Genomic DNA, 22,093 nt, shown 5'->3' with positions numbered 1-22,093 from the left:
ACTCGGCTGTTAACCGATAGGTTGGAGGTTCGAATCCTCTTCGCGGAGCCATTTTAAAATGAATATTTAAGTGTAGTAGATAATTATAATGATTATCTTTTTTTTATTTTTCGACAATATAATATTAAAGATAGAAGTAATTAATTAAGAGGTATTTTAATAATTATATTTTAATGTAAACTACTATACATATTTTTAAGATACAAAATTTAAAAAGTATAAATAATTGTGTTATAAGATATTTTATTAAGGATAGAATATTAATAAATTTAATAAATATAAATAAGTAAAGAGTGATATTAAAAAAACCAATTCCATGAATAATTAATTAAATATTATAAATATTCTTACATTTAAAAGGGAAAAGTGAAAATGTATAGAATAAATTATGTATTTAATACAATTTTGTAAATCTAGTAAATCCAAATTAAATTTAGGGGGTACGCCTTATGAAAGAGTATAAAATTAATAATTTAAGAAACGTGGGAATAATTGGGCATAGCGGTTCAGGAAAAACAAGTCTGATGGAAAGTTTATTATATCATACAAAGGAAATTGATAGAGTAGGAAGAGTTGAAGACGGAACTACTATAAGTGACTATGATGCAGAAGAGAAGAAAAGACAGGTATCTATTTCTACAGCTGTAGCACATTGTGAATGGAAAGATGTTAAAATTAATTTGGTTGATATGCCTGGATATTTTGATTTCGAAGGAGAAATGATTCAAGGGCTAAGTGCTATTGATATGGCAATGATAACTATATGTGGAGTTTCAGGAATTGAAGTAGGGACTGAAAAAGCATGGAATTATGCAAGTGAACATAAATTACCAAAAGCGATTTTTATTAATAAATTAGATCGTGAAAATAGTAATTTTGAAGAGATTTTAAACCAACTCAAGGATAAGTTCGGCATGTCAGTAGTTCCTATACAATATCCAATAGGACAGGAGAATAATTTTAAAGGCATAGTAAATATAATATCAAATAGAGCTAGAATATTTAATCTAAAAACTCATGAAATGGAAGAAATGGATGTTCCTAAAGAGTTAGAGGAGAAGGTAGAAGAGTGCAAACAAATGCTTATGGAGGCTATAGCAGAAACTGATGAAATATTGTTAGATAAATACTTTAACGATGGGGAATTAAGCAAAGAAGACATGTATCAAGGATTAATAAAAGCGGCCTCAATGGGTGAAATATGTCCTATAATGTGTGGATCAGCTATATCAGGTGTTGGAACTGAAACTTTACTTGAGGATATTGTTGAATGTTTTCCATCTCCAATAGAAACTAATTTATATATGGCTAAGGATATTAAAAGTAATGGATTTATAAATGTAAAAATTAATGATAAAGAACCATTTTCAGCATTAGTATTTAAGACTGTAGTAGATCCATTCATAGGAAAGCTTTCTATGTTTAGAGTTATTACTGGTACTGCAAAATCAGATACAGTTATATATAATTCATCTAAAGAAAGAGATGAAAAGATTGGTTCATTATACTTTTTAAAAGGTAAGAAACAATACCAAACTACAGAGATTAAAGCTGGAGATATTGGTGCTGTTGCAAAATTACAGTTTACTAGTACTGGAGATACAATATGTTCATCAACTCGTCCTATAGTATTTAATAGAATGACATTCCCATTACCTGTATATTCAAGATCTGTAGTGCCCAATGCTAAGGGGGATGAGGATAAGATATCTAATGGACTTGCAAGACTACTGGAGGAAGATCCTACGTTCTCAATTTCTAGAGATGTTGAAAATGCAGAAGTAGTAATTTCAGGACTTGGGTCAACTCACTTAGAAGTATTGATAAGTAAATTAAAAAATAAATTTGGAGCAGATGTTACCCTTAGAGTACCTAAAACTCCATATAGAGAGACTATTAAAAAGATGGCTGATGTACAAGGAAAACATAAGAAGCAATCAGGTGGTCATGGACAGTATGGACATGTAAAAGTTAAGTTTGAGCCTAGAAATGATGGAGAAGATGAATTGGATTTTGTTGATGCAGTAGTAGGGGGAGCGGTTCCAAGACAGTATATACCAGCAGTTGAAAAGGGACTTAGGGAATGTGTTCTTCACGGAGTACTTGCAGGTTATCCAGTAATAAGATTAAAAGCAACTCTTCATGATGGATCATTCCATGCTGTAGATTCATCAGAAATGGCATTTAAAATTGCATCTTCATTAGCATATAAGAAGGGACTTCAAGAAGCACAACCAGTTTTATTAGAGCCAGTTATGTATGTGGAGATAGATATACCGGATGATTATATGGGAGATGTTATAGCTGATGTAAATAAGAAAAGAGGAAGAATATTAGGAATGGAGCCTGGAATAAAGGGACAAAGAATAATAGGTGAAGTGCCACAATCTGAACTATATAATTATGCTACTGATTTAAGGAGTATGACAGGGGCAAGAGGAACATTTAGAACTAGATTTGAAAGATATGAAGAAGTTCCCAATGAATTATTAAATAAGATCATAGATGGAATTAAGATGGAAGCGTAGAAAATAGATCAATACTTTATATAAATAACAAAAATAATTTAAAGTAAGTTTATTTTAACCCACTAGTAAAAGAAATTTTTACAAGTGGGTTTATTTTTTGTAAATAAGGTTATCCTATTATTAAATTATATTATATTTTATAACGATGAATAAAAAGAAATTAAAGTCACAAACTATAAATAATTACATAATAGGAGGTTACGTATGTCAGACTATAAGATGAATATATTTGGGAAAATTAAATTGAGTGATTATAGCTCTATTCATGATTATATGTGTATAATAGGGCCTTCAGATAATTTTCACATTCAAATGAATGACACGAATGAAGAAGATGCTAAAGTATTATGTAATATTTTGGAAAGCGATAAATTTAATATTGTACAAAGGGGAGGAGTTCAAAATGGAACCTACTACATTCAAGCTGAGAGACGAAGATAATAAATTACTTAAACAAGAGTACGGAACTCAGGTATATGGGTTAGAACATACAAATAATAATTTAATGCTTTTAGATCAGTTATTCTATAATACAAAAGAAATGCCAAGTAGTCTGCAAATTGATCAATATAACATTTATAAGGCAATGAAGCCATGAAGAATTGGTATAATATATAATAATTTATATGCATTCATATAAGAAATTTATTAGTAGATTTTTTATATATTGCATATTTTTTATTTATCCATATAGCCATTTATTTGCATATTTATAAAAGTTATATTAAAATTGGTGTAATAGAGATATTAACTTAAGATAAGATAGGAGGAACAGAAATGAAAACGACTGTATATTTGACACGTCATGGACAGACTGTTTGGAATGTTGAGGGTAGAATGCAGGGTTGGAATGATTCTCCTTTGACGGAGCTTGGAGTTAAACAAGCACAATGGCTTAAAAATAGACTAGAAGGGGTTAAAATAGATTGCATATATTCTAGTTCTAGCGGTAGAGCATATAGAACCGCAGAAATAATAAACAAAGATAAAAATCTTGGCATAGTAGGTCATGATGGACTTAGAGAGATTCAACTTGGAGATTTTCAAGGGTTAAACCAAGATGAAATAAAGGTATTATCAGGTACTCAGTATTTTAACTATTGGAATATGCCAGAATTATATGAACCTATAGGTGATGGTGAAACCATTAAAGAGTTAATTGAGAGAGTGTATAATGTTATTAATGAAATTGTGAAAGAGAATAAAGGGAAAAGTATACTTATAGTTACTCACACTATGCCAATAAAGGCATTACTTTGCAAACTAGAGGGTATAGAGGTAAAAGGTTTCTGGGGAGAGCCCTATATTAAACAGACAAGCCTTACAACAATAGAATTTAATGATGACGGACATAAGATAATAGAGTGCGCAGACACATCTCACCATGAATATCAAGTAAAAGAATTTAATGAATAGCAGGTAATTATAATCATTGGGGGAGAGTTATATGGATGGTTTTTCACTTAAGTTATTAGCATGTATACTTATGCTTATCGACCACATTGGAGCTATATTTTTTCCGGAAATCCTATTTATTCGAGTTATAGGAAGGTCAGCATTTCCTATATTTGCATTTTTAATTACGGAAGGGTATAGTAGGACCAAAAATCTAAAAAAATATATTTATAGATTGCTACTTTTAGCAGTAATATCTGAGATTCCTTTTATGTTAGCTTTTGATACCACAGGATTAAACATATTTTTTACACTTTTAGCCGGAATATTTGTTATGATTATATGGGATAAAAAGTACAGTATAGATTCTAGGTTTTGTGATAAAAAGTTGTTAGTGAATGTTTCAAAAGGGTTAATTATCATATTTAAAGCTGTACTTATTCTAGGTATATTTTATTTAGTAGAGAAGTTTAATACTGACTATTCTATGTATGGTATTTGTATCATATTATGTTTCAAGATATTTAAAAATAATTTTATAAACCTAACCATTTCGATGTTAATTCTAAATATCTTATATACAGCTTCATTATTCCATTACCTTATGACACCATATGGAACAATAAACTTTAGAGTGTTTTCTCAGGCAACAAGTATATTTAGTTTATTTTTTCTATGCAAATATAACAATACAGAGGGGAAAAAGGTTCAATTGTTATTTTATGCATTCTATCCAGTTCATCTAATTATATTAAATTTAATTAGAGGACTTCTAATTTAATTATTAAAGTATGTAATGAATTTTTATATAAATATATTATTAAAAAGGGGAATAACAATGAATAAAGATTTTTTTATTATTAATAGGGAAAGATTAGCGGGAAAACTTTGTGATAATTCTATAGCAATATTTTTTGCAGGAAGACCTCCATATAAGTCAGCAGATGAGACTTATACATTTACACCTAACAGAAATTTCTATTATCTTACGGGAATAGATGAGGAAAAAGTAATAATGATGATGGTTAAAGTAGATGGTAAGGTATCAGAGTTATTATATATACAGGAATGTGACCCTGTAATGGCTAAGTGGGTAGGGGAAACCATAAGCGAAGATGAAGCTAAAGAAGTATCAGGTATAACTGAAATTAGATTATTAAAGGATTTTGAGAGTGAAGTAGGAAGCTATTTAAATAGAATAAATATAGAAAATATATACTTAGATTTGGAAAGACAAGAGTTTGATATAGCAGCTACTGCATCACAGAATTTTGCTAAAGAGCTAATAAGTAGATATCCTTACGTTAAAATAAAAAATATATATCATGATATAGCGTTACTTAGAACTATAAAAAGAGAAGAAGAAGTTAAAATTATAAGAAAAGCTATAGATATAACTTATGATGGAATAAAATCAATGTGGAGTAATACAAAACCAGGAATGGTAGAGTACGAAGTAGAAGCTTATTTTAACTTTGTGTTAAATAAAAGTGGAGTAAAAGATTTTGCATTTCCAACAATTGCAGCAGCAGGGAGAAATGCTACAATACTTCATTATGTAGACAATAATACAACTATAAATGATGGAGAGCTAATGCTTTTAGATTTAGGAGCTCAGTGTAACTATTATAATGCGGATATAAGCAGAACGTTTCCAGTAAATGGGAAATTTACAGAGAGGCAAAAAGAAATTTATAATATAGTATTAGAGGCAAATGAAGAAGTAATAAAGGCTGTAAAACCGGGAGTAACTACTATGGATTTACAAAACATAGCGAAGAAAGTGCTTGCTGAAGGGTGTAAAAAAATTGGTCTTATAAAAGAAGATGAAGAACTTAACAGCTATTATTTCCATGGAGTAGCTCATCCATTAGGACTTGATACTCATGATGTTGGACCAAGAGGTATAATACTTGAGGCTGGAATGATTATTACAGATGAACCAGGACTATACATTGAAGAAGAGAATATTGGTATTAGAATAGAAGATGATATTCTAGTGACAGAGGACGGATGTATAAACCTTTCTGCACATATAATAAAAAGTGTAGATGATATTGAAGAATTTATGAGTAAAAATAATAATTAAGTATGTAGGCTTTTCTATTTTATAGAAAGGCCTTGATAATTAAATGAAATATATTAATTTAAATAAAAATGGGGGAATTAAAATGATAAAAAGATTTATATCTTACTATAAACCACATAAGAAGCTATTTATTATAGATATGATATGTGCATTTTTAGTAGCATCCATGGATTTAGTGTTTCCTATGTTTACAAATTACTTATTAAAGGATGCAATTCCAAATAAAAATTTAAGAACAATAATAATATTTACTTCTGTATTAGCATTATTATATGTAGTTAAACTTGTAGCAAATTACATAATAGATTATTGGGGACATGTTATGGGAGTAAGACTTCAATATGATATGAGGAAAGAAGTATTTGCACATCTTCAAACGTTACCGTTTAGTTATTTTGATGATAACAAGACTGGTAATATCATGTCACGTATCGTAAATGACTTGATGGACATATCAGAGCTTGCTCATCATGGACCTGAAGATTTATTTATTTCAATAGTGATGCTTATAGGATCATTTGTTCTATTATGTACTATAAATATTAACTTAACCTTAATAATATTTGCATTTATACCTATAATTATAGCATTTACTATGACTAAAAGAATGAAGATGTCTGACGCATTTTATGATGTTAGAAAAAAAATTGCATTAGTTAATACTAAGCTTGAAAATAGTATATCTGGAATAAGAGTTGCGAAGTCATTTACAAATGAAGAATTTGAGATGGAAAAATTTGATGAAGGAAATACTGAGTTTAGAGCTAGTAGATCATATGCATATAAATATATGGCAGAGTTTATGGCTGGAATGAGATTTTTTGTAGATATGCTAAATGTAGTTGTATTAGGATTTGGTGGATATTTCGTATATAAAGGTCATATAGATGTAATTGATTTGGCTACTTACTTTTTATATGTAGCATATTTTATGCAACCTATTAGAAGATTAACATCCTTTGTAGAGCAATATCAATCTGGTATGTCTGGTTTTAAGCGTTTTGTAGAGTTAATGGATACAGAATCGGATATAGTAGATAGTGAAAATGCTAAAGAACTCAGTGATGTAAGAGGTAAAATTGAATTTAAGAATGCCACATTTAAGTATGAGGACAGTACTGAAATTATTTCAAATGTAAGTTTAAAGATAGAACAAGGAAAAACATTAGCTTTAGTCGGACCATCTGGAGGTGGCAAAACAACTATTTGCCATTTAATCCCAAGATTTTACGAGTTAAATGAAGGAGAAATTACCATTGATGGAGAAGATATTAAAGACATAACATTAAAGTCACTTAGGAAAAATATAGGAGTAGTGCAACAAGATGTATTCTTATTTACTGGAACCATAAAAGATAATATACTTTATGGAAATCCAGATGCTAGTGATAATCAAGTAATTGAATCTGCTAAGAATGCAAATATTCATGATTTTATTATGTCCCTTTCAGATGGATACGATACCTATGTAGGTGAAAGAGGTGTGAAGCTATCAGGAGGACAAAAACAAAGGATATCGATAGCTAGAGTATTTTTAAAGAATCCACCAATATTAATATTAGATGAAGCAACATCAGCTTTAGATAATGCATCAGAACTTATTATACAAAAATCTCTAGAGAAATTATCAAATGGAAGAACAACCATAGTAGTTGCACATAGATTATCAACTGTAAAGAATGCAGATGAAATTGTTGTACTTACAAGTAAAGGAATAGTAGAAAGGGGTAATCATAAGGAATTATTATGTAAGGGCGAAATGTATGCTAAACTATATAATTCACAATTTAATGGGTTCCTTAATGACTTTGAATTAGAAATTTAAAGTAAGATAAGGAATATAAATTTATAATGTTCAGTAAATAAAATAATGTTATTTATCATAATTTTAGTTATAGATAAGAATAATTTTATTTAATTATAAAAAGATAATAGTTAAATAAATCAAATATGTAAAAAGGTAGGGGGAAGACATGATTAAGAACAAAGAAAATATAGACACAGTTTTAAATGAGTTGAGAAGTTTCAGCTATGTAAAGAATGATATTCTAGTAGATGTGATTCTTAGAGATAACTGTGATGTAAACATAAGGTATTATGAGGAAAAATGCATTAAGATAGAATACTTTAAGCATGAAAATGCAATATCTACATTATACAAAGATAGAAAATATATAAACAAAGTACTTTTTCAATAGGAAAAGTACTTTGTTTATATTATAAGAAAACTTCAATTTAAATAATATTAAATACAAACAATGGAAACATGCTTCAAATCAATTGTCAATTTACAAATTATGGTTTATATTTTACTAGAGTGGGTAGACTAAATGATAGTAATATAATTCAAGCTAAATATGTAGGGGTGTTAATATAATGTTTAATAAATATAATGAAAGATCAAGACAGACACTAATGTATGCTCATGATCAAGCAAGAAAATTTAAACATGCATATGTTGGAACAGAACATGTACTTTTAGGAATAATTGATGAAGGTGGTACAGCATCCAAATTACTAAAAGATATTAAGGTTGATAATAGAAGAGTCAATGATAATATAGAAAAAATAATAGGATATGGAGATATAGAGTTGTGTTCTGATGAAATATATTTAACTCCTAGAACTAAGAAGCTAGTAGAAGTTAGTTTAGTTGAAGCAAGGGCTTTGAATGAAAGTTTTGTTTCTCCAGAGCATATGCTTTTAGCAATTGTTAAAGAAGAAGATGGGGTGGCATATACAATACTTCATAATTTAGGAATAGATTTTAATAAATTAAGAGAACGATTAACTTATGGAAATGCAAATCAAGAAGTTAAAGCAGAGCAGAGATATCAGTTTGAAGAGAGTAAACAGAAAGAGCCATATCAAATAGAAAATAGAAGTAAAAAAGAAAATACACCTATGTTAAATAAATATGGCAAGGATTTAACCGAATATGCAAGACTTGGTAAGTTAGATCCTGTTATAGGTAGGGAAAGTGATACAGAAAGAGTTTTAGAAATTTTATGTAGAAGACTTAAAAACAATCCATGTTTAATTGGAGAGCCTGGAGTAGGTAAAACTGCAATAGTTGAAGGTCTAGCCCAGAAGATTCAATATGGTAATATTCCAGACCTACTAAGAAATAAGAGAGTAATTAGTATAGATATGGTCTCTATGGTTGCAGGAGCAAAATATAGAGGTGAATTTGAAGATAGGTTAAAATCTTTAATGGAAGAAGTTACAAAAAGTGAGGATATACTTTTATTTATTGATGAAATTCATACTATAGTAGGAGCTGGGGGGGCAGAGGGTGCAATAGATGCTTCTAACATATTAAAGCCAGCTCTAGCTAGAGGTGAATTACAGTGCATAGGGGCTACAACAATAGGTGAATATAGAAAATATATTGAAAAAGATTCAGCTTTAGAAAGAAGATTTCAGCCAGTAATGGTTGATGAGCCTTCAAAGGATGATGCGATAAAAATACTTAGAGGAGTAAGAAATAAGTATGAGGCTCACCATATGGTTACAATTACAGATGAAGCTATATCAGCAGCAGTAAATTTGTCTCATAGATATTTGCCAGATAGATACTTACCAGATAAAGCTATAGACCTTATTGATGAAGCTGGAGCTAAAGCAAGAATAGAGAGAATGATACCCAAAAGTGATGGATATGTTTTGGAAGATCAACTACAAAATGTTTTAGAAGAAAAATATATTGCGATTGCCAATGAAAATTTTGAGAGAGCTGCAAATATTAGAGATGAAGAATATGCATTAAGAGAGAAAATCGGTTTAAAGAAAAGAACTTTAGTAGAAAGTGAAGAAGTGGCTAAAATAACCATAAATGAATCACAGATTGCAAAAGTTTTAGCATCATGGACTAGGATACCTGTGGAAAAATTAACTGAAACTGAAACTAATAAACTTTTAAATTTAGAGGATACGCTTCATAATAGAATTATAGGTCAGGAAGAAGCTGTTAGATCTATAGCAAAAGCAGTAAGAAGAGCAAGAGTAGGGCTTAAAGATCCAAGAAGACCTATAGGAAGTTTCATATTTTTAGGACCTACAGGAGTTGGTAAGACTGAGTTATCAAAAGCTTTAGCGGAAGCTATGTTTGATGATGAAGGTTCAATTATTAGAATAGATATGACAGAATATATGGAGAAACATTCTGTATCAAAGCTAATAGGTGCTCCGCCGGGATATGTAGGATTTGATGAAGGTGGTCAGTTAACTGAGCAAGTGAGACGTAAGCCTTACTCTGTGGTATTATTTGATGAAATTGAAAAGGCACATCAAGATGTATTTAACATACTTCTTCAAATATTAGAGGATGGAAAGTTGACAGATTCGAAAGGAAAAAACATAGATTTTAAAAACACAATTATTATAATGACTTCAAATGCAGGAACAAATATGATAAAAAAACAGAAAATATTAGGATTTCAGGGCGTATCAAATAAAGAAAATAACAAAGATGAATACAATAAAATGAAAGAATCAGTACTTGAGGATATAAAGGTTATTTTTAAACCAGAGTTACTTAATAGGATAGATGATATAGTTGTATTTCATAAGTTATCAAAAGAAAATATGGTTAAGATTGTAGATTTAATGATAAATGAATTCTGCGAGAGAGCCAGACAAAATGACATTATATTAAGATTTACAAAAGAGTCTAAGGTATTTCTTAGTGAGCATGGTGAAGACAGTGAATATGGAGCTAGACCTCTAAGAAGAGCTATAACAAGAATGGTGGAAGATAGAATATCTGATGAAATTTTAAAAGGAAATCTTAAAAGGAAGGATACTATAGAAGTTAGACTTGAAAATGAGGAGCTTAAATTTGTTAAATCTAGCTAATAACTTCGTTGTTTTTGTATAAAAATAGGTATATAATTACTTATACTAATATTTAAAATCTTTAAACCACTTTAAATAAGTGGTTTTTATTATATATAAATTTTTAATGAGTATATTAATATATTATAACGTTCTGGGGTAGGAAGAGTTTTAAAACATGTGATTAGTATTAAAAGTAAATTAAGGATACAGGTGTAATATGGCAAAGGTTAAAAAAGTATATGTATGTAATGAGTGTGGATATGAAGCGCCAAAGTGGTATGGTAAGTGCCCTGGATGTGATAATTGGAATACTATGTCGGAAGAGGTTAAGAGTGACTCACCAGCCACATTTAAAAGAGCTGTGACTTTATCTTCAGGGAATAAACCAAAGAGTATTACAGATGTTAAATCTAGTGAGTATGAAAGATTAAATACGGGGATAGGAGAGTTAAATAGAGTTATAGGTGGAGGATTAGTTAAAGGGTCATTAACATTAATTTCTGGGGATCCAGGGATAGGAAAATCTACAATACTTCTTCAAAGTGCTAGCAATATTTCATTTAAATATGGAAAAGTTCTATATGTATCGGGAGAGGAATCAGAAGAGCAAATAAAGATGAGAGCTGAAAGATTAAAGGCTATATGTAAAGATTTATACATTGTATCCGAAACTAATATAGATATAATAGAAGAACATATAGCAGAAATGGAGCCTATATTTATAATAATAGATTCTATACAGACCTTATATAAATCAACAATCTCATCTGCACCAGGTAGTGTATCTCAGGTTAGAGAGTGTACTAATGATTTAATGAGAATAGGAAAAACTAAAAACATACCATTATTTATAGTTGCGCATGTAACAAAGCAAGGAGAGCTTGCAGGACCAAGAGTACTTGAACATATGGTAGATACAGTACTTTATTTTGAAGGTGAAAGAACACAAGAGTTTAGGATAATTAGAACTATAAAGAATCGATTTGGAACTACCAGTGAGATTGGTGTTTTTGAAATGAGAGAAAGTGGTCTTGAGGAAGTAACTGATGCATCTTCAGTATTTTTACAAGAAAAATCAATGCAACAAGAGGGTTCAGTAGTAATAGGTATACTTGAAGGAACTAGACCTATTCTTGTAGAAATACAAGCTTTAGCTAGTGAAACCAAGGCTGTTATGCCAAGAAGAACAGCAGTGGGAGTTGATAATCAAAGATTAAGTTTAATACTTGCAGTTCTAGAGAAAAAGTTGAAAGTCCCTTTTTATAATTGCGACGTATATGTTAATGTAGTAGGTGGACTTAGTATTGATGGAACTTATGGGGATTTAGGTATAGTCCTAGCATTAGTATCAAGTATTAAGGGTAAAGAAATTAAATTAGAGAATCTTTTAGTAATAGGTGAAGTTGGATTAACTGGTGAAGTTAGACCTATAGCTCATGCTGAAAAGATTATAAATGAAGCTGTAAAAATGGGATTTAGTAATATAATATTACCTAATAAGAATAAAGCAAAAATATCTAACAAGGGAGTAAACCTAATCGGTGTGGATACAGTTAAAGAGGCGGTATCTAAGATTTTTTAAAATATATATAACTTATTATGGAGGAGCAATATGAGGGAGCAAGAACAAAATGAACTTATGGAAATATTAAAGATTATGTCCCCAGGAACTCAATTAAGAGAGGGACTTGATAATATTCTAAGAGCAAAGACGGGTGGATTAATAGTACTCAGTGATAGTGATGCAATATTAGATATGGTAGATGGCGGATTTACAATAAAGTCAGAGTATACTCCAGCCTACATATATGAACTAGCAAAAATGGATGGAGCTATAGTTATAAGTAGTGACTTGAAAAAAATACTATATGCAAATACACAACTTATGCCAAGTTCATCAATAGTAACCCAAGAGACAGGTACAAGACATAGAACGGCGCAAAGAATGGCAAAGCAAACCGATGATATCGTTGTAGCCATTTCTCAAAGAAGAAATATAATAAGTGTCTATAAGGGTGATATAAAGTATGTGTTAAGAGAAAGTGGAGAGGTACTTGCTAAGGCTAATCAAGCTATTCAAACATTAGAAAAATATCAGTTAGTACTTGAAAGAGTTATGAGTAACCTAAATTTATTAGAATTACAAGATTTATCAACACTTTTAGATGTGGTTACATCTATTCAACGAAATGAGATGGTAATGAGAATTGTATCTGAAATAGAAACATACATATGTGAACTTGGTAATGAGGGTAGGCTTATATCTATGCAATTAGGAGAATTGATAAAAGGTGTTGAGCAGGATGGAATGCTTCTTATAAGAGATTATTGTAGTGACACTAGTAATTATGTTGAAATTTATAAGAATATTGAAAAGTTATCACCATTAGAATTGTTAGATATTGATGTTATAGCTAAAGTTTTAGGCTATTCCGGAGTGCCATTAGTAGATAATTTAATATCAACAAGAGGTTATAGGATTCTTAATAAGATACCAAGAATTCCTACAGTAATTATAGAAAACTTAATAAAGCATTTTGGAGAACTTCAAGGGATTATGGAAGCTTCTTATGATGAGTTAGATTTAGTAGAAGGTATAGGAGAAGTAAGAGCTAAGGCAATAAAAAATGGGTTAAGAAGACTAAAGGAGAAGTTTATTCTAGATAAACAAATATAGCACAAAGTGGTTAAGTTTGTGCTATAAGTATTATCTTAAGTTAATTTTATCAAAAGTTTTTATATTTTTGTATTCAGTTAGAAGTATATCATATAGATTTAAGTCTAAACTATTACATAGAGATGTAATATAGAACAAATGATTTCCAATCTCGCGTTCTATGATTTTACGGCAATTATCACAAACACAACCTTCAAGATGAGAATTAAGTGGAATGTCTAAATCATCTAGATTTAGTTTATCTAAACTTTCATCATCTAGTGAATAATTAATGTTTTGCTTTTCAGCTTTAATCTTAACACACCCACAGCTAGTAACAGCTTTCACAACGGATCTGTTAACTCTACTTTGGGATTCCTGTAATTTGCTTAAAATGTCAAGTATGCTTCTATGTCTTAACAAACAACTGTCTACAGAATTTTGAAATTCATCATATATTAGATCCTTCATAATGTTCACTCCTTTAAGATCAAGTTAATTACTGGGAATATGTTTATATATATATAATATATCAATATCACTATTATTCATAGGGGGTAATTATATAGTTAAGAATTTATTTTAGGTATAAGTGGTTTTATATGAAGTAAATATAAAATTATATTTTGTTAAATTTATATATAGTTAATCAAATTTTAGTTAATATTCAAATAATCCATTGAAATGTAATGAATGATAATATATATTTAATTTAGTAGGATAATATGGATAGAAATTGTAAATAATTACATTGTGGTAATAAAAATGAAGGAGGTGTTATAATGTTAAAAAGGATATTAAGAGGATTGTTTACCTTAATTGGAGGAACGTTGGGATATGTTTTGGCAGGATGGATAATTTCAAATGAAATTTCCCCCAAGTTAGGAATAAATACTTCTCCACTTATTTCGATAATATTCTTTGTATTATGTATTGCTTTAGTTGGACTTATATTTTATTTTATTTCACCGTTTTTAAATTCAGGAATTATTAGAACTATGGAGTATTTAGAAAAGTCTGCGCAAAAGATACCTATTGCAGATATAGTATTTGCAGGTATAGGAGCATTGATTGGACTTATAATTTCGGTGTTATTGTCATCGTTAATTAGAGTGGAGTCAGTAATATTTACTATAATATCAGTTATTGTTACTATAATAATAACTGTATTGTTTGCAGATATATGTGTAAGAAAGAAAGAAGAAATTATACATGTGCTTACGACATTTAAGAAATCAGGAATTAATAAAGATGGAAAAGTCAAGGGCTATAATGATAAAGTCTCTCCTAAAGTATTAGATACGTCAGTAATAATTGATGGAAGAATATTTGATATATGTCAAAGTGGATTTATTGAGAGTACCTTAGTAATTCCAACATTTGTACTAGATGAGCTTAGACATATTGCAGACTCTTCAGATTCACTAAAAAGAACAAAAGGAAGACGTGGGTTAGATATACTTAATAAGATACAAAAAGAGTTAAGTATAAAGGTAGATATTTGGGAGGGTGACTTTAAGGATATCAAAGAGGTTGATATTAAACTGCTTAAGCTTGCACAGACTCTAAATGGAAAAGTTATTACTAATGACTACAATTTAAATAAAGTTGCGGAATTACAAGGAGTACCGGTACTTAATATTAATGAATTAGCCAATGCAGTGAAGCCGGTTTTATTACCAGGAGAAGTTATGAAGACTCAGGTTATTAAAGATGGTAAAGAGTCAGGTCAAGGTGTAGCATACTTAGATGATGGTACTATGATTGTAATAGAAGAGGGTAGAAAGTATATAGGGGAAAATATTATGGTTGTAGTTACTTCTGTACTTCAAACTGCGGCAGGAAGAATGATATTTGCTAAAGCTAAGGAAAATTAAATACGAATATCTAAATGCATATAACTTATAATACGTTTATTGTTAAATAATGTTATTATAATGATTAGTAAATTAAACTTAAAGATTGGTAATATTGGTTTAAGATGCTTTTAGTTAATAAGTGGAGGAATCATGAAAAAAAATGTAGCACTTATATTAGCGGCAGGCAAAGGAAAAAGAATGGGTACAAAGGTTAATAAGCAATTTCTAACCTTACAAGGAAAGCCTATTTTATATCATACCCTTAAAGTGTTCTCGGAAAACACTAATATTGATTATATAATTCTTCTTTGTTCAGAAGCTGATATTGAGTATTGTAGAGAAAATGTAGTTAATAAGTATGGATTTACTAAGGTAAAAGCTATAGTGCAAGGTGGGGAAGAAAGACAAGATTCAGTATATAATGGACTAAAAGTTATAGAAGATTGTAATATAGTATTGATTCATGATGGGGCACGACCTTTTGTTACACAGAACATAATAAATAAAGGTATTGAAAATGCTGAAAAGCATGGTGCGTGTACATGTGGAGTAAAGTCAAAAGATACTATTAAGTTAAGAAATGTAGATGGATTCTCTAATAAAACTTTAAGTAGAGATGATACATTTATAGTTCAAACTCCACAGTGTTTTGATTATAGAGTGATACTTGATAGTCATAAAAAACTAAATGAAAGAAGAGAATTGGTTACTGATGATACTATGGTTGTTGAAAAATTTAATCATAAGGTGTATCTTTATGAAGGTAGTTATTTTAATATAAAAATTACTACACCTGAAGATATGATAGTAGGAGAAAATATATTAAGAAGTATTGAAAGTAGTAATTAAAAAGCAGGCGTAGGTGTCTAGACGGCATAAATTTAAAAATAAATATATAAATGCAATGATGAAGAATAGTAGAAACATAACCACAGAGAGAAAATTCTAAGGCTGAAAGATTTTTATAAGTTTTGAACCTACTTCTAAGCAGTAGCATAGCTACCGGCAAGAGCCGTTATTAAATTGAGTAAAACTTTAGGTGGTACCGCGATAGAATTCGCCCTAATTAGGGGGGGTTCTATTTTTTTATAAGCTAAAATACTAACTTTAAGTTTGGTTAATTAAACTTACTCCTTTGAATTAATATTATAAGGAGTTTAATATAAAAAAATTATTATGAGGTGAAATTAAAAATGAAATTATCAAATATGTTAATAAGTACATTAAGAGAAGTTCCAGGAGAGGCGGAAATAACTAGTCATAAGCTTATGCTTAGAGCTGGAATGATAAGAAAATCAGCTACAGGAGTTTACACGTTTATGCCAAATGGAGTTAGAGTGTTAAGAAATGTAGAGAATATAGTAAGAGAAGAAATGGATAATGCAGGTGCACAAGAGTTTTTAGCTTCTGCACTAATTCCATCTAGTTTTTGGCAAGAGTCAGGGAGATGGGATGTATTTGGACCAGAGATGTTTAGATTGAAGGATAGAAATGGTAGAGACTTCTGCCTAGGACCAACTCACGAAGAAATATTTACAGATTTAGCAAGAAGCGAAATAAAATCATATAAGCAATTACCTTTAAATCTTTATCAAATACAAACTAAGTATAGAGATGAAAGAAGACCAAGATTCGGAGTTATGAGATCAAGAGAATTTATCATGAAGGATGCTTATAGCTTTGATAAAGATAATGAAGGATTAGATATATCTTATGTAAAGATGTATGAGGCATATAATAAGATATTTACTAGATGTGAACTAGAGTTTAGTGCTGTTGAGGCAGATTCAGGAGCAATGGGAGGCTCGGGTTCAGCAGAATTTATGGTTAGGTCTGATATAGGCGAAGATGAAATAGCTTTTTGTACTAAATGTAATTATGCAGCTAACACAGAAAAGGCTACTTCTAAGTTAACAGAAATAGTTCAGGAAGAAGAAAAAGAGCTAAATAAGGTTGAAACTCCAAATGTTAGAACTATAGATGAGTTAGTTCAGTTCTTTAACACTAGTAATAAGAAGTTCGCAAAAACTCTTATATACAAAGCGGATGATAAAATCGTAGGAGTAATGGTAAGAGGGGATAGAACTCTAAATGAAACTAAGGTTATAAATTCAACGGGTGGGGCTATGGAGTTGGAACTGGCTGATGAAGAAACTGTATTAAAGGCAACATCAGCTGAAATAGGATTTGCAGGACCTATTGGGTTAAAAGTTGATTTACTTCTTGTAGATGAGGAAGTAGCGAATATGAGCAATTTTATAGTTGGAGCTAATGATACGGGATATCACTATGAAAATGTAAATTATGAAAGAGATTTTAATGGAGTAGTAGGAGACTACAGAAGTGTTGTAGAAGGAGACCTGTGCCCTAAATGCGGGAGTCCAATAACTATAAGAAGAGGAGTAGAAGTTGGTCATATATTCAAGCTAGGAACAAAATATTCAGAGTCTATGAGAGCTAATTACTTAGATGAGAATGGTAAGGAAAAGCCATTAGTAATGGGATGCTACGGAATTGGAATAAATAGAACTGTTGCGGCTATAATTGAGCAACATAATGATGAAAATGGTATTGTGTGGCCACTGCAAATTGCACCTTATAAGGTAATAATAATGCCTGCTAATATAAAAAATAATGAGCAAATGGAAGCATCAGAAAATATATATAGCGAATTAAAGAGTATGGGCGTAGATGTACTTCTAGATGATAGAAATGAAAGAGTTGGAGTTAAATTTAAAGATTCTGATTTAATGGGAATACCAATAAGAGTAACCGTGGGCAAAAAGATCACAGAGAATAAAGTTGAGTTTAAACTAAGAAAAGAGCAAAATATTGAAGAGGTCAATTTAAATGATGTGGTTAGTAGAATTAAGGAAGAATTTAAAATAAATAACTTGAAACTTTAAAATTTTACATTTTATAGTATAGATTTGATAAGATTATGCTCATTTTAATATGACATAGTCTTATTATTTTATGATTAATAAATTTGTTTAGGTTAATATTAGATAATAGTATATAATTGCGGTATGATATTAAGTTTTGCTATGAAATAAGAGGAATATATTCTATAATTATATGTAACTAGCAAGGTAGAAGTATATTTCTAAGGAGAAATTTATGGAATTTGATTTATTAAAAGAAAAATTTAGTAGTAATCAGGCAAGCTTATTAAATCCACTTACGCTTGCTTTTATAGGAGACGCGGTTTATGAGGTTTTTATTCGAACTTATTTAGTTAATGAAAATAAGAACACTAAGGTACAACAATTACATTTAAAAACTGTTGGATATGTTAAAGCAAAAGCTCAGAGTAATTTTGCGAAATTAGTTCTAAGTATGCTTGAAGATGACGAGTTAGCTGTATTCAAGAGAGGACGAAATTCTAAATCTAGTACTCCTAAAAATGCTGATGTAGCTGAATATAGATGGGCAACAGGATTTGAAGCTGTAATAGGATATTTATATATTGCAGGAAAAAATGAAAGATTAAACTACCTGCTTAATAAAATTATTGAAATGGGTGATGATATTAATGTTAAAGGTTAGACTTTTAGAGTTTACTCCAAATCCAGAATCAGTAGTAGCATCTGCAGCTAAGCTTTGTTATAGTTCTGTAGGAGTAGATGAAATAACTGAGGGGTTAACGGAGGAAGCTACTAGTAAATTTATAAAGATGTTAGCTAGTTATGGGCATTATTCACCAATGGAGCATGTAAGCTTTACCTTTGCTATAGAAGGGGTTTCAAGAAGCTTAACGCATCAGTTAGTGAGACATAGAGTAGCATCTTATTCACAGCAAAGTCAGAGATATGTAAGATTAGATGCTTTCGAATATGTAATTCCACCAGCAATAGAAAACAATGAAGAATGTAAGAAGATATTTATAGAGGCTATGAAAAAGGATCAAGAGGACTATGATAAAATTGTAGATATCTTAAAATCATCTATTATGGGAGAATATGTGGAAGAGCAGAAATCCAAAGGTGAAGAAATTACTGAAAAGCAATTAAGAACATTAAATTCAAGAGCTGAAAAAGAAGCTATTGAAGATGCTAGATATGTATTTCCTAATGCATGTGCTACTAAGATCATAGCAACTATGAATGCTAGAGAATTAATGCATTTCTTTAGTCATAGATGTTGTAGTAGAGCTCAATGGGAAATAAGAGAACTAGCAGATAGTATGCTAAAAGAAGCAAAGAAAGTAGCTCCAAATCTATTTTTAGGGTGTGGACCAAGTTGTGTTAAGGGTAGTTGTTCTGAGGGTGCTATGACTTGTGGAAAAGCAGTAGAAATGAAAACAAAATATAAGCTCATGTAAATAAGCATTGAAATGAATATTAAAAAATTAATTAGATTATAGGAGAGATAAACAATGGAAGACAAAAGAAAAGGTAAAAAAGGTGTTAGTTCAATTAGTAAGGATAGTCCAAGAGGTAAACGTGTAGGTAAAAACAGAAGAGATAATAATTTAATGAGAGGTGCAGATGGTATAGTAAGAAGAGAAGGACCATTTGCTAAAAGTGATAATGCAAGTGTAAGAAGAGAAAATCCATCACGTAGACGTGAAAATATTCAGGAAATATCTAAAGTAGAAGAGGTTAAAGTAAATTCTAGAGAAGATATGATTGAAGGTAGAAATGCAGTAATTGAAGCTTTGAAATCAGGTAGAACTATAGAGTACATAATGATAGCCCAAGGGGATACCAAGGGTTCAATTAGTGTTGTTACAGCACTAGCTAAAGAAAATTCAGTTGTTGTTAAGTATGTGGATAGAGCTAAGTTAGATGGCATGACTGAAACGGGAGCACACCAAGGCGTAATTGCAATAGTAACTCCATATAACTATTTTTCAGTTGAAGATATACTTATTAATGCTAAGGAAAAGGGCGAAGATCCATTAATACTTGTATTAGATGAAATTGAAGATCCTCATAACTTTGGGTCAATAATAAGAATAGCTGAAGTCTGTGGAGTTCATGGAATAATAATTCCAAAAAGAAAAAATGTAGGTGTAACGGCTACTGTATATAAAACTTCAGCTGGAGCTACAGAACATATAAAAATTGCTAAGGTTACAAATATAAATGCTGCTATAGATCAGTTAAAAGAAGCTGGTATATGGGTATATGGTGCGGATATGCATGGAGAAAAATATTGCTATGATGCTGATCTAAGGGGGCCAGTAGCATTAGTTATAGGTAGTGAAGGAAGAGGGATTTCAAAACTTACAAAATCAAAATGTGATGTATTAGTAAAAATACCTATGGTAGGTAAAGTAAACTCTCTAAATGCATCGGTGGCATGTGGAATGATAACCTATGAAATATTGAAACAAAGACTAGTGTAGAGCAAATGGGGTATAGAGTTGAAACAAATTTTTGTGGATGGATATAATGTAATTAATAGTTGGCCAGAATTAAATAGTATAAAAGACTATAGTTATGAAGGTGCTAGGAGCAAACTTAGAGATTTGCTCCTGAACTATGCTGCATTTCAGGGGTGCAAAGTAATATTAGTATTTGATGCACACATGGTAAAAGGTAGTATTGAGAAAAAAGAAAAAATGGGGAATTTAACTGTAGTATTTACAAAGTCAGAAGAAACTGCTGATAGTTATATAGAGAGAATTGTAAATAACATTGGAAGAAAATCTGAAGTTTATGTAGTGACATCTGATTCTTTAGAACAGCAACTTATTTTTCAAAGAGGAGCTAATAGAATATCATCCATGGAATTTCATATTTGGGTAGAAATGGGAAATAAAAGGATATTAACACAGTGCGAAAACCGTAACCTTACCAATAGAAATCTATTTGAGGAAGCTATAGATAAAGAAAGTGCGGAAAAACTAGAAAAGATAAGGCGAAGTAGATAATATCTCTTGACTATACAAAAATTATTAATGTATAATTCTAATTAAGGCCATTTAAGCTTTGGAGGGGATATTATTGGGGAACATTAGTGGCAATAATGAATTAAACTCCATGTTCATAGGGAAAAAGGATGAAGAAATAGTAGCCATGGTTAAAGGTGGAGATAATAGGGCATTAGAATATCTTCTCTGTAAATATCAGAATTTTGTAAAGGCTAAAGCTAAATCATATTTTTTGATTGGTGCTGACAAGGAAGATATATATCAAGAAGGTATGATTGGACTATTTAAATCTATAAGAGATTTTAAAGATGATAAATTAGCATCTTTTAAGGTTTTTGCAGAACTTTGCATAACTAGACAAATAATAACTGCTGTAAAAACAGCTACTAGACAAAAACATATTCCACTAAACACATATATATCACTTAATAAGCCGATATATGACGAAGAATCAGATAGGACATTATTAGATATAATATCTGGGATAAAAGTATCTGATCCAGAGGAGTTAATAATTGACAGGGAAGAAATGGCTAATATAGAGAAAAAAATAGAAGAAGTGCTATCTAGTTTAGAAATGGAAGTTTTAAATTCCTATCTAGATGGTAAATCTTATCAAGAGATTGCTAGTGACTTAGATAGACAGGCAAAATCTATTGATAATGCACTTCAGAGAGTTAAACGTAAACTTGAAAAGTGTTTAGAACAAAGGTGAAATCGTGTTGACAAATAAAAAAAACTAGGATATAATAAGAAACTGATAAAAACATTTTATAATTATTATATTATGCATTGAATGCTCATATAGCTCAGTAGGTAGAGCGTCACCTTGGTAAGGTGGAGGTC

The 22,093-nt window shown here is 30.3% G+C and carries 20 protein-coding genes; 19 read left to right on the top strand and 1 reads right to left on the bottom strand.

Going from position 1 to position 22,093, the window contains the following annotated elements; translation table 11 throughout:
• Positions 1-449 precede the first annotated feature (449 nt).
• The 11 genes from fusA to disA all read left to right on the top strand — a co-directional run bounded on the left by fusA (position 450) and on the right by disA (position 13,528).
• Positions 450-2,528 (top strand): elongation factor G, encoded by a 2,079-nt coding sequence (fusA, locus tag RSD37_RS15400; protein ID WP_346947618.1) that lies wholly within the window; start codon positions 450-452, stop codon positions 2,526-2,528.
• Positions 2,529-2,732: 204 nt separating this feature from the next.
• Positions 2,733-2,969, top strand: coding sequence for a hypothetical protein (locus tag RSD37_RS15395; RefSeq protein ID WP_346947617.1), 237 nt, complete (start codon positions 2,733-2,735; stop codon positions 2,967-2,969).
• A complete protein-coding gene (locus RSD37_RS15390; RefSeq protein ID WP_346947616.1) occupies positions 2,932-3,126 on the top strand; it encodes a hypothetical protein in 195 nt (64 codons plus the stop codon). The genes RSD37_RS15395 and RSD37_RS15390 overlap by 38 nt, the downstream gene beginning before the upstream one ends.
• Before the next feature lie 179 nt (positions 3,127-3,305).
• Positions 3,306-3,944, top strand: coding sequence for a histidine phosphatase family protein (locus tag RSD37_RS15385; RefSeq protein WP_346947615.1), 639 nt, complete (start codon positions 3,306-3,308; stop codon positions 3,942-3,944).
• Between the two features lie 31 nt (positions 3,945-3,975).
• The gene (locus RSD37_RS15380) at positions 3,976-4,704 is read left to right on the top strand and encodes a TraX family protein (RefSeq protein WP_346947614.1); all 729 of its coding nucleotides are present in this window, start codon (positions 3,976-3,978) and stop codon (positions 4,702-4,704) included.
• Between the two features lie 57 nt (positions 4,705-4,761).
• Positions 4,762-6,012, top strand: a complete 1,251-nt coding sequence (locus RSD37_RS15375; protein ID WP_346947613.1) for an aminopeptidase P family protein — start codon at positions 4,762-4,764, stop codon at positions 6,010-6,012.
• A gap of 82 nt (positions 6,013-6,094) precedes the next feature.
• Positions 6,095-7,837, top strand: coding sequence for an ABC transporter ATP-binding protein (locus tag RSD37_RS15370; protein WP_346947612.1), 1,743 nt, complete (start codon positions 6,095-6,097; stop codon positions 7,835-7,837).
• Positions 7,838-7,985: 148 nt separating this feature from the next.
• Positions 7,986-8,210 (top strand): hypothetical protein, encoded by a 225-nt coding sequence (locus tag RSD37_RS15365; protein ID WP_346947611.1) that lies wholly within the window; start codon positions 7,986-7,988, stop codon positions 8,208-8,210.
• 175 nt (positions 8,211-8,385) lie between these two features.
• A complete protein-coding gene (locus RSD37_RS15360) occupies positions 8,386-10,869 on the top strand; it encodes an ATP-dependent Clp protease ATP-binding subunit (RefSeq protein WP_346947621.1) in 2,484 nt (827 codons plus the stop codon).
• A 199-nt stretch (positions 10,870-11,068) separates the two neighbouring features.
• Entirely contained in the window at positions 11,069-12,433 is a 1,365-nt protein-coding gene (gene radA / locus RSD37_RS15355) for a DNA repair protein RadA (RefSeq protein ID WP_346947610.1), read from the top strand.
• A 30-nt stretch (positions 12,434-12,463) separates the two neighbouring features.
• Positions 12,464-13,528 (top strand): DNA integrity scanning diadenylate cyclase DisA, encoded by a 1,065-nt coding sequence (gene disA / locus RSD37_RS15350; RefSeq protein ID WP_346947609.1) that lies wholly within the window; start codon positions 12,464-12,466, stop codon positions 13,526-13,528.
• 30 nt (positions 13,529-13,558) lie between these two features.
• Here the strand turns inward: disA and RSD37_RS15345 are convergent, their stop codons facing one another.
• Positions 13,559-13,978, bottom strand: coding sequence for a DUF1573 domain-containing protein (locus tag RSD37_RS15345; protein WP_346947608.1), 420 nt, complete (start codon positions 13,976-13,978; stop codon positions 13,559-13,561).
• Between the two features lie 311 nt (positions 13,979-14,289).
• On the opposite strand from RSD37_RS15345, the gene RSD37_RS15340 reads away from it, so the two are divergent.
• From RSD37_RS15340 to sigH, 8 genes are all read left to right on the top strand, one after another.
• Positions 14,290-15,384, top strand: a complete 1,095-nt coding sequence (locus RSD37_RS15340) for a PIN/TRAM domain-containing protein (protein ID WP_346947607.1) — start codon at positions 14,290-14,292, stop codon at positions 15,382-15,384.
• A gap of 132 nt (positions 15,385-15,516) precedes the next feature.
• Positions 15,517-16,215: a 2-C-methyl-D-erythritol 4-phosphate cytidylyltransferase gene (gene ispD, locus RSD37_RS15335; protein WP_346947606.1), complete on the top strand. Its 699-nt coding sequence runs from the start codon at positions 15,517-15,519 to the stop codon at positions 16,213-16,215.
• A gap of 344 nt (positions 16,216-16,559) precedes the next feature.
• Entirely contained in the window at positions 16,560-18,272 is a 1,713-nt protein-coding gene (locus RSD37_RS15330) for a proline--tRNA ligase (RefSeq protein ID WP_346947605.1), read from the top strand.
• 214 nt (positions 18,273-18,486) lie between these two features.
• Positions 18,487-18,915, top strand: a complete 429-nt coding sequence (locus tag RSD37_RS15325; RefSeq protein ID WP_346947604.1) for a ribonuclease III domain-containing protein — start codon at positions 18,487-18,489, stop codon at positions 18,913-18,915.
• Positions 18,902-19,690 carry an FAD-dependent thymidylate synthase gene (gene thyX, locus RSD37_RS15320; protein ID WP_346947603.1) on the top strand — a complete coding sequence of 263 codons (789 nt, stop codon included), beginning with the start codon at positions 18,902-18,904 and terminating at the stop codon, positions 19,688-19,690. The genes RSD37_RS15325 and thyX overlap by 14 nt, the downstream gene beginning before the upstream one ends.
• A 303-nt stretch (positions 19,691-19,993) precedes the next feature.
• Positions 19,994-20,719: a 23S rRNA (guanosine(2251)-2'-O)-methyltransferase RlmB gene (gene rlmB / locus RSD37_RS15315; RefSeq protein ID WP_346947620.1), complete on the top strand. Its 726-nt coding sequence runs from the start codon at positions 19,994-19,996 to the stop codon at positions 20,717-20,719.
• Between the two features lie 18 nt (positions 20,720-20,737).
• On the top strand, positions 20,738-21,247 hold the full coding sequence (locus tag RSD37_RS15310; RefSeq protein ID WP_346947602.1) for an NYN domain-containing protein: 510 nt from the start codon (positions 20,738-20,740) through the stop codon (positions 21,245-21,247).
• A gap of 109 nt (positions 21,248-21,356) precedes the next feature.
• On the top strand, positions 21,357-21,962 hold the full coding sequence (gene sigH, locus RSD37_RS15305) for an RNA polymerase sporulation sigma factor SigH (RefSeq protein WP_346947619.1): 606 nt from the start codon (positions 21,357-21,359) through the stop codon (positions 21,960-21,962).
• Positions 21,963-22,093 lie beyond the last annotated feature (131 nt).

This window comes from Clostridium sp., from assembly GCF_036646415.1.
GTDB lineage: Bacteria > Bacillota > Clostridia > Clostridiales > Clostridiaceae > Clostridium_J.
Note: the sequence above shows the minus strand (reverse complement) of the source record. Positions and strands in the feature narration are given on the sequence as shown.

What these genes read in the sequence shown, in the direction of transcription:
- RSD37_RS15375 (WP_346947613.1), top strand. Translation starts at nt 4,762, where the DNA reads ATGAATAAAGATTTTTTTATTATTAATAGGGAAAGATTAGCGGGAAAA.
- RSD37_RS15370 (WP_346947612.1), top strand. Translation starts at nt 6,095, where the DNA reads ATGATAAAAAGATTTATATCTTACTATAAACCACATAAGAAGCTATTT.
- rlmB (WP_346947620.1), top strand. Translation starts at nt 19,994, where the DNA reads ATGATTGAAGGTAGAAATGCAGTAATTGAAGCTTTGAAATCAGGTAGA.
- fusA (WP_346947618.1), top strand. Translation starts at nt 450, where the DNA reads ATGAAAGAGTATAAAATTAATAATTTAAGAAACGTGGGAATAATTGGG.
- RSD37_RS15390 (WP_346947616.1), top strand. Translation starts at nt 2,932, where the DNA reads ATGGAACCTACTACATTCAAGCTGAGAGACGAAGATAATAAATTACTT.
- RSD37_RS15380 (WP_346947614.1), top strand. Translation starts at nt 3,976, where the DNA reads ATGGATGGTTTTTCACTTAAGTTATTAGCATGTATACTTATGCTTATC.
- ispD (WP_346947606.1), top strand. Translation starts at nt 15,517, where the DNA reads ATGAAAAAAAATGTAGCACTTATATTAGCGGCAGGCAAAGGAAAAAGA.
- radA (WP_346947610.1), top strand. Translation starts at nt 11,069, where the DNA reads ATGGCAAAGGTTAAAAAAGTATATGTATGTAATGAGTGTGGATATGAA.
- RSD37_RS15340 (WP_346947607.1), top strand. Translation starts at nt 14,290, where the DNA reads ATGTTAAAAAGGATATTAAGAGGATTGTTTACCTTAATTGGAGGAACG.
- thyX (WP_346947603.1), top strand. Translation starts at nt 18,902, where the DNA reads ATGTTAAAGGTTAGACTTTTAGAGTTTACTCCAAATCCAGAATCAGTA.
- sigH (WP_346947619.1), top strand. Translation starts at nt 21,357, where the DNA reads ATGTTCATAGGGAAAAAGGATGAAGAAATAGTAGCCATGGTTAAAGGT.
- disA (WP_346947609.1), top strand. Translation starts at nt 12,464, where the DNA reads ATGAGGGAGCAAGAACAAAATGAACTTATGGAAATATTAAAGATTATG.
- RSD37_RS15330 (WP_346947605.1), top strand. Translation starts at nt 16,560, where the DNA reads ATGAAATTATCAAATATGTTAATAAGTACATTAAGAGAAGTTCCAGGA.
- RSD37_RS15395 (WP_346947617.1), top strand. Translation starts at nt 2,733, where the DNA reads ATGTCAGACTATAAGATGAATATATTTGGGAAAATTAAATTGAGTGAT.
- RSD37_RS15385 (WP_346947615.1), top strand. Translation starts at nt 3,306, where the DNA reads ATGAAAACGACTGTATATTTGACACGTCATGGACAGACTGTTTGGAAT.
- RSD37_RS15365 (WP_346947611.1), top strand. Translation starts at nt 7,986, where the DNA reads ATGATTAAGAACAAAGAAAATATAGACACAGTTTTAAATGAGTTGAGA.
- RSD37_RS15325 (WP_346947604.1), top strand. Translation starts at nt 18,487, where the DNA reads ATGGAATTTGATTTATTAAAAGAAAAATTTAGTAGTAATCAGGCAAGC.
- RSD37_RS15345 (WP_346947608.1), bottom strand. Translation starts at nt 13,978, where the DNA reads ATGAAGGATCTAATATATGATGAATTTCAAAATTCTGTAGACAGTTGT.